We start from the raw sequence: 12,664 nt of genomic DNA on the forward strand, positions 1-12,664 counted from the left end.
CGCCTAGTCCTCCAGAACCCAGGTATCTTTGGTGCCGCCGCCCTGGCTAGAGTTGACGACGAGCGAGCCCTTCTTCAGCGCCACGCGGGTCAGGCCGCCGGGCGTGATCTCGATGCCGTCCGGTGACATCAGCACGAACGGACGCAGATCGACATGGCGCGGTGCGAGGCCGGACCGTGTGAGAATCGGCACGGTGGAAAGGGCCAGCGTAGGCTGTGCGATATAGTTGGACGGCTTGGCGGTGAGCTTGGCGCGGAAGGCTTCAAGTTCCTTGCGGGAGGCGGCGGGGCCGACGAGCATGCCGTAGCCGCCAGACCCATGGACTTCCTTCACCACCAGTTCGCTCAAGTGCTCCAGCACATAGGCAAGCGACGACGGCTCCGAGCAGCGCCAGGTGGGCACGTTCTTCAGGATCGGCTTCTCGCCGGTATAGAACTGCACGATGTCCGGCATGTAGGAGTAGATCGCCTTGTCGTCGGCAATGCCGGTGCCGGGTGCGTTGGCGATGGTTATGCCGCCGGAGCGGTAGACGTCGAGGATACCCGGCACGCCAAGGAAGGAATCCGGGCGGAAGTTCAGCGGATCGAGATAGTCGTCATCAACGCGCCGGTAGAGCACGTCGATCGGCGTGTAGCCCATGGTCGTGCGCATCGCGATGCGGCCGTCCACGACCCGCAGGTCGTGGCCCTCCACCAGCTCGGCGCCCATCTGGTCGGCGAGGAAAGCGTGCTCATAGTAGGCAGAGTTGTGGATACCGGGCGTCAGCACGGCGACAACCGGGCGCCCCTTGCAGGCTGGCGGAGCGCAGGCCGAGAGCGAGCGGCGCAGGGACTTCGGATAATCGCTGACCGGCCGCACACGGATCTTCGTGAACAGCTCGGGAAACATCTGCAGCATCGTTTCCCGGTTCTCCAGCATGTAGGAGACGCCGGACGGCGTGCGGGCATTGTCTTCCAGCACGAAGAACTCGTTCTCGCCGGTGCGCACGAGGTCGACGCCAACGATATGCGTGTACACCCCACCCGGAGGTGCAACGCCAAGCATCTTCGGAAGGAAAGCGTCATTGTTCTCGATCAGCTCCACCGGCACCCGGCCGGCGCGGATGATCTCCTGACGGTGGTAGATGTCGCTCAGGAAGGCGTTGATCGCCCGGACGCGCTGCTCAATGCCGCGCGTCAGGCGCGCCCATTCCTTGGCCGCAATGATGCGGGGCACGATGTCAAACGGGATCAACCGCTCGTCGGCGTCGTCCGATCCATAGACGTTGAAGGTGATACCGGTGCGCCGGAAGAAGGTTTCCGCTTCGCGCGCCTTGCGCCTCAGGCGTTCGGGGGGCTCGTCCTGCAGCCATTCGGCATAGCGGGCATAGGGCGCGCGCGCCCGGTCGCCAGCCCCGTCCATCTCATTGAAAAATGCTGGAGTTTCTCCCATGCGCCCCACCTTACGCAGGATTCACGCGCGCTCAACGGGGTTCGCGTGGGGGGCACAGTGCGCCGGGCGCTGCCTGAGGCGCAGGCAAACCCGGCTTCGGGCTGCCCGAAAATCCGGCAAAGCGTTAAGTCCCGACCTGATGCAGGGGCCAGAACAAGGGGATCACCACGCTCGCGACCACCACGAAGATGATGTTCAGCGGCGCGCCGAACCGCACGAAGTCGAGGAACTTGTAGCCGCCGGCGCGGTAGACCAGCGTGTTCGTCTGGTAGCCGATGGGCGTGGCAAAGCTGGCGCTCGCGGCGAACATCACGGCCACCACGAAGGCGCGCGGGTCGACCCCGATCTGGTTCGCGAGGCCAATGGCGAGCGGCGTGATGAGGATGGCCGCCGCGTTGTTGCTCATCACTTCGGTGACGAGCGAGGTGAAGGCATAGACGATCACCAGCAGCGCCAGCGGGCCCATACCCTTCGACAGGTCGGCCAGGAATCCGACGACGAGCGCGGCGGCGCCGGTCTTCTCCATCGCGATACCGAGACCCAGCATACCGAAGATCAGCATCAGGATGTCCCAGCGGATCGATTGGTAAGCTTCCTGGTGATCGAGGCACCCGAAGGCGACAACGGCCGTTGCGGCGATGATGGCAAGGCCCGCAATCGGCATCAACTCGATTGCGGCCAGGCCCATCACCAGCAGCACGGCACCGATGGCGATCGGCGCCTTGTCGCGCCGGATTGCGCGTTCGGTGCTTTCAGTGAGGTTATTTAGAACACCGTCCTCGAACATCTGGCGCATGCCGCGCGGCGGCCCTTCGATCAGCACCGTGTCGCCGACTTCGAAGCGCAACTCGTCGATCTGGCGCGCCATGTTCTCGCCGCGCCGGTGGATGGCGAGCACGTATACGCCGTAGAGGCGCGCGAGGCCGAGGCCAGCGAGGCGGCGCCCGACAAGGCGCGACTGGGGCCCGATGACACCCTCCATCACGACCGTCTCAGTGGTCTGGACAGGTTCGAATGAGGCGGGCGCGTTGGCCTGTGCGCCAATCGCTACATTGCCCGCTTCCTTCAGCGTGAGCATTTCGGAAACCGGCGAGCGAAGCACCATACGGTCGCCGGGCTGCAGCACGATTTCCTTGAGATTGCTGCGCAGCGACAGGCCCTCGCGGAACACGTCGATGACGGTGAAGCCCTTCTCGGCCGTGAAGCCCGTCTCCGTAATCTTCTTGCCGACGAGGTCCGACTGCAGCGGAATGAGGATCTGCGCGACGAAGCGGCGCTCCTTGTTGTCGGGCAACAGCGATGACAGCGTCTCACGCTTCGGCAGCAAGAACGGGCCGAGCAGCGTGACGTACAGAATGCCGACGCCGGCGAACATCAGGCCCGCCATCGAGATTTCAAACATGCCGAAGGCCGGCATGCCCTCACGCTGGGCAACGCCGTCGACGAGGATGTTTGTGGACGTACCGATCAATGTGGTCGTACCGCCGAAGATGGCGGCAAAGGACAGCGGGATCAGCAGTTTGGAGGGCGCAACATTGATCGAGCGCGCAAGCCGCACAGCCACCGGGATGAGGATGATGACCACCGGCGTATTGTTGATGAAGGCCGACAGCAGCACCACGCCGCCCATCATGGCGATCACCGCAAGCGCCGGAGACCCATTCTGCGCGAGACGCGCGACGAACCTCCCGACCCAGTCGATCACACCTGTGCGCTCAAGCGCCGCTGACAGGACGAACATCGCCGCGACGGTGATCGGCGCGGCGTTGGAAAAGACGGAGAGCGTGTCGCTGACCGAAAGGATGCCGGTGAGCATCAGCGCGCCCATTGCCAACAGCGCCACCACGTCGGCCGGGATCTTCTCGCGCACGAAGCCGAAGAACACGATCACGACAAGGACCAGCACGAAACCGATCTGGAAGGTCGAGCTTTCGAGAATTGGGGCGAGCATGCAGGTCCCTGAGCTGTTGGCAGCGGCGCCAGACAAGCCTGAACCGGGCGCCAGCGCAACTGTCTGACACTTCTGTAAAACTCACTCGCCTGTTGAGATCGGCGGTGCCCGATGGCATGCGCGGTCGGGCGTGGGCAAGCGAACCGGGGCTGGCATGCTGAAATACCAGGGCGACATGGCTGGCCGGCAGGCCTTCATCCGCGCAAACACGCGCCCTGTGCCGGTGGCCGGGCTGGATATTGGCACGGCCGGTGCGCCCGAACCGATGCGGCTCTGGCTGGCCGATGAGATCACGCCGATCTGGACCGCCACCGAAGCGGACCTCGATCAGGCGGGGCTCGACCCGCCCTTCTGGGCGTTCGCCTGGGCCGGCGGACAGGCGGTCGCGCGCCTCCTGCTCGGCGATCCTGCGCGGGTGCGCGGCAAGCGGGTGCTGGATATCGCGGCCGGCAGCGGGATGATTGCGATTGCGGCGGCCCGGGCCGGAGCCGCGCGCGTCGACGCCAACGATATCGATCCGCTGTGCGAAGCGGCGACTGCGCTGAACGCCGAGCTCAATTGCGCCGAAGTCGGCTGGATCGGCGGCAACCTGCTGGACGGGCCGGTCCCGGATGTGGATGTGATCGTGGCCGGCGACATCTTTTACCAGAAGCAAATGGCCAGCCTGTTCCTCGCCTGGCTGGGCACCGCAGCGGCGCGCGGGATCGACGTTTATGCCGGCGATCCGGGCCGCGCCTATGCGCCTCGCGACGCGCAGCCGCTCGCCGAATACGACATTGCCACCAGCCTCGACCTCGAGGGTGTCACCCAGCGCCGGGCGCGGGTCTGGAAACTGTGAGGCCCCCCCCGGATGCCGGACTGGAGCGGGTACACGGGATCGAACCGAGATAGCTAGCTTGGAAGGCTAGTGCATTACCATTATGCTATACCCGCCCGTCAGGGCCGCGAAAGCGGCGGCATTGGCGGGGTGGTGGAGGGAGCTGGATTCGAACCAGCGTACGCTAGGCGGCCAGATTTACAGTCTGGTGGATTTAACCACTCTCCCATCCCTCCACGGGACCCGCGCCAACGCCGTTTGACGCCGCCGCGCCGCCGCTTCAAAAGGGCTTTCATAAACCCCCGATCCACGCCGGAAGCGGCCTTATAAGGATGAACCTCATGGCGCGCAACCATGCAAAACGACCGGGACACAGGCCCCCCAACGCGCCCGGAGGCCCGCCGGGACAGCGCCCCCAGGGCGGCGATTTCCAGCGCCCGCCGCGCGAAAAGGAAGGCGGACCAGTCTGGCTTTGGGGCACGCACGCCGTGCTGGCCGCCCTTGCGAACCCCGACCGGCAGTTCCTGCAGTTCCTCGCGACCGAGCCGGCCGCGGAGCGCCTGCCCCGCACCGCCCTGCGCCCGCAGATCATCACGGGCAAGGAACTCGACCAGCGCCTGCCGCCGGGCGCGGTGCACCAAGGCATCGCGGTCAAGGCGGAGCCGCTGGAGCCCTTGGCCCTCGAAGACCTGATCGCCGAAGGGGCAACGCGCGTCGTGGTGCTGGACCAGGTCTCTGACCCTCACAATCTCGGCGCCATCATCCGGTCGGCCGCCGCCTTCGGTTTCACAGGCATCGTCCTGCAGAGCCGCAATGCGCCGCCGATCACGGGCGTGGTTGCCAAAAGCGCGGCCGGTGCAGTCGAAACGGTGACGGAAGTGCGCACGGTGAACATCGCCCGCGCGCTCGAACAACTGGGCGAGGCAGGCTTCCACACCGTGGGCCTTGCGGGGGAAAGCCAACGGCCGCTTGACCTCGCGGTGAAGGGCGCCGCCAAGATCGCGATCGTGCTCGGCGCCGAGGGTCCCGGCATCCGGCCGGCCGTTGCAAAGGCCTGCGCTGAGCTGGCGCGCATTCCGATCGCCGCAGAGATGGAAAGCCTCAACGTTTCCAATGCTGCCGCAATTGCCTTCTATGAGGCGAGCCGGGGCGGTTTTCCGCCCGGCTGAACGTCTGATACAGTGAACTGAACCATCGGGGAGACCTCGTCATGCTGCGCATCCTGTCCATCCTGCTCGTGATCGGAGGCCTCGTCGTGGCCGGCCTTGGCGGTGCTGCTTTGCTCGAGACCTACGCGCCGAAGGAACAGGCTGCGATGGCCGCCGCGCCGGCCGAAGAAACAATGGCAACTGAATCGGCCGCCATGGACGACGCCGGCTATGAAGCCGCTGCGACTGAGGTGATGACCGACGCTGCGCCCGCAGCGGAAGAAGCCCCGAAGAGCGAGGCAATCGCCGGCGCGCGCATGGCAGCGCCTGAAAGCGCAGATCCGGAAGTCTCGGTCCAGTCCGAAATGGCTTCCGAAGCCGAACCCGACCTGAACTTCCAGGTGCAGATGGAAGAAGGCGCCGCCGCGATGATGCCGCCGGAACAGAAGATCGCGGCGGCACCCGGCGAAGTATCGACGTCTGTTGCAGTGCCCGAGCCGAAGAAGTCGTTTGAGGAAACCCTGCAGATCGTTCCTGTGGCGCACGAGACGCCGCGTACGGCGGAATACAAGCGCGCGTTCAACGTGACCTTCGCAATCGACGCGACGGGCGACACGACAGCGGCCGACGCGCTGCCGGGCCGCGGCGTCATCGAGGAAGGCGAAGCGAAAGTTTCCGACCGCGTGGAAGTGCGCCTGTCGGGCGCGGGGTTCGACATCGTGCAGACGTCGCCCGGCACCCAGTCGCTTTCTCCGCTCACGGAGAATACCTGGCGCTGGTCGGTTACGCCGCTCTCGGCGGGCGACCATGACCTGACCTTCGAGATCTTCGCCATCGATTCCGATACGGTGACGCCGCTGCGCACCTATCGCGATACGGTGACGGTCAAGGTGTCGGGCCTGAACCGCGCGATCGCCTTCGCCGACCAGGCAAACCCCTTGTTCGTGTTGCTCGGCGGTCTCGGCTCCGCGATTGCCGGCCTGTTCGGCGCCATTCGCTTCTTCGGCAAGCGTTAGGCCGCAGAGACCGACCATGCTAAATTGTCCCAAGAGGCGCAGTCAGCGCCCTTGGGGGAGACGATGACGATCAAGGTTTTCAGTGCCGGGTTCGGACGAACCGGCACACTGTCGCTGAAGCTGGCGCTTGAACAGCTGGGTGTTGGCCCCTGCCATCATATGGAAGAGGTGCTGAAAACCGGGCCCGCACAGGTCGCGCTCTGGAATGACGCGGCGGATGGCCGGCCGGATTTTGAAACCATATTTGCAGGCTACAATTCAGCGGTAGACTGGCCCACCGCGGCCTTCTGGCGCGAGATCGCAGCGGCCTATCCGGACGCCAAGGTCATCCTGTCCACCCGCAGCCCCGAAAGCTGGGTGAAGAGCTTTTCTGACACGATCCTCAAGGTGCTGAAGGACCGGGACAACTGGCCGCCGCCGGCGACCGAGTGGTTGGACATGGTCACCCGCGTCGTCATCGACCGCAGCCTCGGCGGCGTGACCGATGAGCAAGACCTGATCGGCGTGTTCAAGGCGCACGAGGCGGCCGTGAAAGCGGCATTCCCGGCTGACCGGCTGCTGGTGCATGCCGCGAAGGACGGTTGGCCGCCGCTTTGCGCGCATCTGGGCGTGCCGGTTCCGGCGACGCCCTATCCGCGCACCAACAGTACGGAAGAATTCTTCCAGCTGATGAAAGGCGCCGACAACCTTTAGGCGCCGGGCTCAGTAGCTCTTCGGAAGGCCCAGCACGCGCTCGGCGATGAAGTTCAGGATCATCTCGCGGCTGACCGGCGCGATGCGGGCAAGCATGGCTTCGCGCATCATGCGCTCGACATGGTATTCGCGCGCATAGCCCATGCCGCCATGCGTCAGCACGGCGTTTTCGCAGGCTGTGAAACCGGCTTCGGTGCCGAGGTATTTCGCTGCGTTCGCTTCTGCGCCGCAATCCAGCCCCGCGTCGTAGAGCGCAGCGGCTTTGTAGGCGAGCAGCTCGGCGGCGGAAAGCTCCGCCCACGAACGGGCGAGCGGATGCTGGATGCCCTGGTTCTGGCCGATCGGCCGGCCGAACACCACGCGCTCATTGGCATAGCGCGCCGCGCGCTCAAGCGCCGCAAAACCGAGGCCAACGCTCTCGACCGCAAACAGCACGCGCTCGGGGTTGAGGCCTTGCAGCAGGTATTTGAAACCCGCACCTTCCTCGCCGATCAGGTGTTCCTTCGGCACTTCCAGGTTGTCGATGAACAGCGCGTTGCACTCGACGGCCTTGCGGCCCATTTTCGGGATCGGTTTGGCTTCGATGCGGTTGCGGTTGAGATCGGTGTAGAACAGCGACAGGCCGAGGTGCGGTTTCGAGCACTGGTCCTTCGGCGTGGTGCGCGCGATGATCAGGATCTTGTCCGCACGCTGAGCACCTGTGGTCCAGATTTTCCGGCCGTTGATGACATATCCGTTGTTGGTGCGCTCGGCCTTGGTTTCCAGGCTCGACGTGTCGAGGCCGGAGTTCGGTTCGGTCACGGCAAAGCACATCTTCTCCTCGCCGGAGATGATCTTCGGCAGGCTGTCCTGCTTCAGTTCGGGGTTGCCGAATTTCTCAAGCGGCTTCGGCCCGAAGATGTTGAGGTGGATCGCTGAGGCGCCCGAAAAGCCCGCACCGGTGCGCGTCACGGTCTGCATCATGATCGCCGCTTCGGTCAGGCCGAGACCGGCGCCGCCATACTCTTCCGGGAAGGCAATGCCCATCCAGCCGCCCTTGGCCATCGCCGCACAGAACTCTTCCGGCCAGTCGCCTGTCTCGTCCGTCCTGGCCCAGTAGGCGTCGTCAAAAGGCTCGAGCGTCTTTGCCACCGCGTCGCGGATCGCGGCCTGATCTTCGGACATCGGCTGAATCGTGTGCATGGCCAGTCACTCCCTTGCGCGGGAGACTTAGAGCGCGCCTGGAGCGTCGTCCAGCGTCAGTCCGTCGCGGTGTAGTCGCGCGACGTGGAGAAGGACGCGGCGAGTTCGCCGATGTCCTTGCCTTCGATGGCGTCGGCCAGGATGCGCGCCGTGACGGGCGCGAGCAGGATGCCGTTGCGGTAGTGGCCCCCGGCGACGAACAGGCCAGGCGTCACCGTCTCTCCGAGGAAAGGCGCGTGGTCTGGCGTGCCCGGCCGGATGCCGGCCCAGCTCTCCACGACCGGCGCGCCGGCGAGCCCCGGGCAAAGGCGTATTCCCTCTTGCCGCAGCGCCTCGATCGCTTCCGGTTCCGGGGCGTCGAGGATGCGGCCCGGCTCGACCGTTGCGCCGATCACAACTTCGTCGCCGCGCGGCACGAGATAGACGTGCCCGGCCCGCACGACCCGCGCCGGCGCGCCCGGCCCTGCCCTCACCGCCAGCATCTGGCCGGCGTGGCAGTCGATGTCGTCGAGGCCGACGTCCCAGTTCACGAGGCTGTACATCTGACCACGTTCCTCGACCTTGATGCTGGCTGTGCTCCATCCTGCGGCGGCGACTATCGCGCCGTGCCCGGCAAGCCTGACCCGTCCGCCCTCGGACACGAGCGGCGCCGCGCCCTCGACGAAGCGCACGCGGGGGTGCGCGCCCAGCACGTCAATCAAGGCCGATACGACTGCGCGGTTGTGGACGCGCAAGTCGGTCGGCAATTCCATGCCGCCAGCAAGACCCCGCGCGAGCGCCGGCTCTCGCCGGACCAGTTCGCCGGGCTCAAGCAGCGTATGGAGGACGCCGCGCGCCGCCAGCACGCGGGAAATTGCAACAAGCCTTGCCAGCTGGGCCTCGTCGAGCGCGGCCGCGAGGGACGCTTGCGGATCGAACCCGACTGGCCGGCCAGCCCGTGCTTCCAGTTCGGCGGCGAAGCCCGGCCAGAGCGCCGCGCTCTCCATGCAGAGGTCGAACAAACGCGGATGGACACCGGGTTCAGCCGCCGCTTCGAACGCCGGCGCGATCATGCCAGCTGCTGCCCAGCTGGCGCCCCTGCCCGGCGGACGTGTGTCGAACACCGTGACACGCCGGCCGCGACGCACCGCGAGTTCATAAGCGATCGACAGGCCGATGATGCCGCCGCCGAGGACGGCAACCGCGTCTGATGGAGATGACGACAGGTTCGCAGCGCGGCTCATGCGCGGGTTGTACAATCCGGCCGCCGACTTTCAACTGAGCCGGAATGGCTCAGGCGGCGCGCCGGAAATGCGCCCAGAAGGATTTGAAGGCATTCGCGAGGTCGCGCTGCTGGAACACGAGCTGCTTCAGGCGCTCGCCGCCCGGGCCGAAAACCGTGCGCACCATGAGGTCAAGGTCGAACGCATCGCCGCGACCGCGCGACGTCTGCATCATCAGGAACGAATCAATAGCCTCGGAAAGCCGGACGTCCTCGTCCTCGCCGTCCAGTTCGACATCCAGAACAAAGTCCGTCATGCGTCACCCCGTGCCCTGATCAAATGATTAACAGACTCATAACCCAAAGGAAAACTATTTCGCACCCGCAACATTGTCGTGCTGGCACAACTCGCCTTCCGCGCGAACGATGCCATGCAAGAATCGCGCACTGTCCAACGCACGACCGGCGAAAAAGTCGCGACGGCCCTCCATTGTGATAGATTTTCAAGTGTGATTGGGCACGTCTCAAAACTGCGAGGAGGCTGTCATGCTCAGGATATCCATTGCAGCGGCCGGATTGGCCCTCCTGGCTGCCTGCAGCCAGGGCACCGCGCCGGCGCCGGTCGAAGCTGAAAACGTGGCGGTAAAGGCGGAGGAGCCGGACGCCGAGACCCTGACCGTCTACTCGGCCCGCAATTTCGCGTCCGATGCAGCTATTTATGAGGCTTTCGAGGAAGCAACCGGCATCAAGGTCAGCGTCCGCGAAGGCGGCGCGGCCGACCTTATGCAGGAAATGCTGGCGGAAGGCGCTGGCAGCCCGGCAGACGTGATCCTCGCGCCGGATGCTGGGGCGCTTTTCCGGTTCCAGGTTGAGGGCCTTACCCAGCCCGTCCAGTCCGACGCGCTCGAAAAGGCCGTCCCTGTGCAGTTGCGCGAGAAGGACGGCAACTGGTTCGGTCTCACCAAGCGCTACCGCGTTATCGTCTACGATCCCCAGATGCTGCCGCTGGAAGAGGTCGACACCTATTCTGATCTCGCCGAGGACCGTTTGCGGGGCGAACTGTGTGTGCGGTCGAGCACAAACATCAGCAATATCTCGCTCCTCAGCGAACTGATTGCCCGGCGCGGCAGCGAAGCTGCCGAAGCCTGGGCCACCGGTGTCGCCAGCAACTTCTCGCGTCCGCCGGAAGGCGGCGATACGGCCCAGATAGAGGCCGTGGCCGCCGGCCAGTGCGCCGCGGCGCTGGTGAACCACTATTACTGGGCGCTGCTGGCGACCGGCACGACGCAGGAACGTCTGACCGCCGCCAAGACGGTCGTATCCTTCCCGGATCAGGACGGCGACGGCACGCAGGTCAACATCACGGGCGCCGCCGTCGCAGCGACTTCGAAGTCGCCGGAACGGGCCATCCGCTTTATCGAGTTTCTTGTCTCACCCGAGGGCCAGACGCTGCTGACGGCCGAGTCGAAGGAATACCCGGTCGTCGCGGGCGTCGCCTTGCCGGAGGGCCTCGATCTGCTTCCAAACTTCAAGCAGGGCGATTTCCCGCTGTCGGACATTGGCGCCAACCAGCAGGAAGCGCAGGCCATTTTTGACCGTGCCGGGTGGAACTGAGCGGCGGCGAACCCTCCTGCGCTGGCGTTCACATTCGCGTCAGGTGCATCCTGACAAATCTGTAACGGCTGCTGTCGATCCTCGCTTCCCAGCGGTTTCGATCCTAGTCTGGCAGCTTGAAGGATCTGGAGTTTCCCGAATGGCCGCAAAACTGTTCCGGGCCGCCGCCGCGCTCGCCTTTGTCGCCGCCGCCGCACTCGGTGCGTCGGCGCAAGGCGTGATCCGCGACGCGGAAATCGAAGAGACGCTGCGGGAATGGACCGATCCGATCCTCGAAGTGGCCGGCCTCGTGCCTTCGGATGTCGAAATCTATGTCCTCGATGATCCCTCGCTGAACGCCTATGTGGCCAATGGCCAGCGCATCCACCTGCACACCGGCCTGCTGACCGCCGCCGAGAACCCGGCACAGATCAAGGGCGTAATCGGGCACGAGATCTGCCACATCGCCTGCGGCCATACGGTCGCGCGCCTGCGGGCGGCCAATGTCGCGATGCGGCCAGCGCTTGTGTCGATCGGCCTCGGCATCCTGGCAATCGCCGCCGGCGAGGCGGGCGCCGGCGCCGCGCTGATCGGCAGCTCCAGCCAGTTCGCTGCGCTGAACTTCTACGTCCATACCCGCGCGGAAGAATCTGCGGCTGACGCCGCCGCCGTCAAATACCTCTCGGCACTGGGACAGTCGCCTGCCGGCATAGTCGAGTTCTTCGAGAATTTCCGCTACCAGGAAGTCCTGTCCGACGCGAAGCGCTTTCCATACTTCCGCTCCCACCCGCTGGCCTCCGACCGTATCCGCACGGCGCGCGCGCTCGCTGAGGCAACCGGCCTGATGGATGTTCCGCCTACGGAGCGAGAGCAGCACCAGTATGACATGATGCGCGCCAAGCTCATCGGATTCCTCGACACGCCGCTGAAAGTGCGCCGCGAATATCCGGCGACGGACACAAGCGAGCCTGCCCGCTACGCGCGCGCCATCTCGGCCTATCGCGCCTCGGACATCCCGCTGGCGCTGACCGAGATCGAGTCGCTGCTGACGGAAGAACCGGACAATGCGTACTTCAACGAGCTCAAGGGCCAGATCCTGTTCGAAAGCGGCCGCGCCGCTGAATCGGTGGCGCCGCACAAGCATTCGCTGGACATCATTCCGGGCCAGCCCCTGTTCCTGATCAACTACGCCCGCTCCCTGAACGCACGCGGCGAGGCCGGCGATTCGGAAGCCGCCGAAGCGGCGCTGCGCGATGCGCTGATTGCAGAACCCGACAACGCCTTCGCCTGGGCCCAGCTTGCGATCACGCTGGAAAATCAGGGCCGGCGCCCCGAAGCCCAACTGGCCACGGCCGAGTCGGCTTACTGGGTCGGCGACATCGTCCGCGCCAACTCGTTCGCCCACCGCGCCGTTCAGTCGCTCGAGAAGGGAACCACGTCCTACCGCCGGGCTGACGACATCATGTTGATCACCGACCCCAACAATCCCGACAACCGCCAGTTCTACGAGCGCTATGGGCGCAGCTCGCGCCTGTCGCTCGAAACTTCGGGTCGGGACATGCCATTCGGCGATTTTTCGGCCACACAGCGCCGGTAACGCCTGTGTGAGTACGGGTGGACGCGGGCGGGCGC

The 12,664-nt window shown here is 65.4% G+C and carries 11 protein-coding genes and 2 tRNA genes; 6 read left to right on the forward strand and 7 right to left on the reverse strand.

Annotation, left to right across the window (positions count from 1 at the left end; all coding sequences use genetic code 11):
- Positions 1–3: 3 nt before the first annotated feature.
- Entirely contained in the window at positions 4–1,431 is a 1,428-nt protein-coding gene (locus IPK75_19390; GenBank protein MBK8200513.1) for a circularly permuted type 2 ATP-grasp protein, read from the reverse strand.
- Between the two features lie 124 nt (positions 1,432–1,555).
- On the reverse strand, positions 1,556–3,382 hold the full coding sequence (locus tag IPK75_19395) for an SLC13 family permease (protein ID MBK8200514.1): 1,827 nt from the start codon (positions 3,380–3,382) through the stop codon (positions 1,556–1,558).
- A 175-nt stretch (positions 3,383–3,557) separates the two neighbouring features.
- On the opposite strand from IPK75_19395, the gene IPK75_19400 reads away from it, so the two are divergent.
- On the forward strand, positions 3,558–4,220 hold the full coding sequence (locus tag IPK75_19400; protein MBK8200515.1) for a methyltransferase: 663 nt from the start codon (positions 3,558–3,560) through the stop codon (positions 4,218–4,220).
- Between the two features lie 21 nt (positions 4,221–4,241).
- Here IPK75_19400 and IPK75_19405 read toward each other — a convergent pair.
- Both IPK75_19405 and IPK75_19410 read right to left on the reverse strand, forming a co-directional pair.
- Positions 4,242–4,315, reverse strand: a tRNA-Gly gene (locus tag IPK75_19405).
- A 35-nt stretch (positions 4,316–4,350) separates the two neighbouring features.
- Positions 4,351–4,435: transfer RNA gene (locus tag IPK75_19410), tRNA-Tyr, on the reverse strand.
- A gap of 105 nt (positions 4,436–4,540) precedes the next feature.
- Between IPK75_19410 and IPK75_19415 the strand changes: the two genes are divergently transcribed.
- The 3 genes from IPK75_19415 (at position 4,541) to IPK75_19425 (ending at position 7,056) form a co-directional block, all read left to right on the forward strand.
- Positions 4,541–5,368 carry an RNA methyltransferase gene (locus IPK75_19415; GenBank protein MBK8200516.1) on the forward strand — a complete coding sequence of 276 codons (828 nt, stop codon included), beginning with the start codon at positions 4,541–4,543 and terminating at the stop codon, positions 5,366–5,368.
- 41 nt (positions 5,369–5,409) lie between these two features.
- The gene (locus IPK75_19420) at positions 5,410–6,363 is read left to right on the forward strand and encodes a hypothetical protein (protein MBK8200517.1); all 954 of its coding nucleotides are present in this window, start codon (positions 5,410–5,412) and stop codon (positions 6,361–6,363) included.
- A 63-nt stretch (positions 6,364–6,426) separates the two neighbouring features.
- A complete protein-coding gene (locus IPK75_19425; GenBank protein ID MBK8200518.1) occupies positions 6,427–7,056 on the forward strand; it encodes a hypothetical protein in 630 nt (209 codons plus the stop codon).
- Between the two features lie 9 nt (positions 7,057–7,065).
- On the opposite strand, the gene IPK75_19430 is transcribed toward IPK75_19425, so the two are convergent.
- The 3 genes from IPK75_19430 to IPK75_19440 form a co-directional block, all read right to left on the reverse strand.
- Entirely contained in the window at positions 7,066–8,220 is a 1,155-nt protein-coding gene (locus tag IPK75_19430) for an acyl-CoA/acyl-ACP dehydrogenase (GenBank protein MBK8200519.1), read from the reverse strand.
- Positions 8,221–8,294: 74 nt separating this feature from the next.
- The gene (locus tag IPK75_19435) at positions 8,295–9,461 is read right to left on the reverse strand and encodes an FAD-dependent oxidoreductase (GenBank protein ID MBK8200520.1); all 1,167 of its coding nucleotides are present in this window, start codon (positions 9,459–9,461) and stop codon (positions 8,295–8,297) included.
- A gap of 49 nt (positions 9,462–9,510) precedes the next feature.
- Positions 9,511–9,756, reverse strand: coding sequence for a hypothetical protein (locus IPK75_19440; protein MBK8200521.1), 246 nt, complete (start codon positions 9,754–9,756; stop codon positions 9,511–9,513).
- 229 nt (positions 9,757–9,985) lie between these two features.
- On the opposite strand from IPK75_19440, the gene IPK75_19445 reads away from it, so the two are divergent.
- Positions 9,986–11,053: an extracellular solute-binding protein gene (locus IPK75_19445; protein ID MBK8200522.1), complete on the forward strand. Its 1,068-nt coding sequence runs from the start codon at positions 9,986–9,988 to the stop codon at positions 11,051–11,053.
- A gap of 139 nt (positions 11,054–11,192) precedes the next feature.
- Entirely contained in the window at positions 11,193–12,629 is a 1,437-nt protein-coding gene (locus IPK75_19450; protein ID MBK8200523.1) for a M48 family metalloprotease, read from the forward strand.
- Positions 12,630–12,664: the final 35 nt, after the last annotated feature.

It is taken from the genome of Acidobacteriota bacterium (genome assembly GCA_016712445.1).
Taxonomy (GTDB): Bacteria; Pseudomonadota; Alphaproteobacteria; order Caulobacterales; family Hyphomonadaceae; genus Hyphomonas.

Excerpts from the sequence above, each read along its gene's own strand:
- IPK75_19390 (MBK8200513.1), bottom strand. The coding sequence starts at position 1,431 with ATGGGAGAAACTCCAGCATTTTTCAATGAGATGGACGGGGCTGGCGAC.
- IPK75_19395 (MBK8200514.1), bottom strand. The coding sequence starts at position 3,382 with ATGCTCGCCCCAATTCTCGAAAGCTCGACCTTCCAGATCGGTTTCGTG.
- IPK75_19400 (MBK8200515.1), top strand. The coding sequence starts at position 3,558 with ATGGCTGGCCGGCAGGCCTTCATCCGCGCAAACACGCGCCCTGTGCCG.
- IPK75_19415 (MBK8200516.1), top strand. The coding sequence starts at position 4,541 with ATGGCGCGCAACCATGCAAAACGACCGGGACACAGGCCCCCCAACGCG.
- IPK75_19420 (MBK8200517.1), top strand. The coding sequence starts at position 5,410 with ATGCTGCGCATCCTGTCCATCCTGCTCGTGATCGGAGGCCTCGTCGTG.
- IPK75_19425 (MBK8200518.1), top strand. The coding sequence starts at position 6,427 with ATGACGATCAAGGTTTTCAGTGCCGGGTTCGGACGAACCGGCACACTG.
- IPK75_19430 (MBK8200519.1), bottom strand. The coding sequence starts at position 8,220 with ATGTCCGAAGATCAGGCCGCGATCCGCGACGCGGTGGCAAAGACGCTC.
- IPK75_19435 (MBK8200520.1), bottom strand. The coding sequence starts at position 9,461 with ATGAGCCGCGCTGCGAACCTGTCGTCATCTCCATCAGACGCGGTTGCC.
- IPK75_19440 (MBK8200521.1), bottom strand. The coding sequence starts at position 9,756 with ATGACGGACTTTGTTCTGGATGTCGAACTGGACGGCGAGGACGAGGAC.
- IPK75_19445 (MBK8200522.1), top strand. The coding sequence starts at position 9,986 with ATGCTCAGGATATCCATTGCAGCGGCCGGATTGGCCCTCCTGGCTGCC.
- IPK75_19450 (MBK8200523.1), top strand. The coding sequence starts at position 11,193 with ATGGCCGCAAAACTGTTCCGGGCCGCCGCCGCGCTCGCCTTTGTCGCC.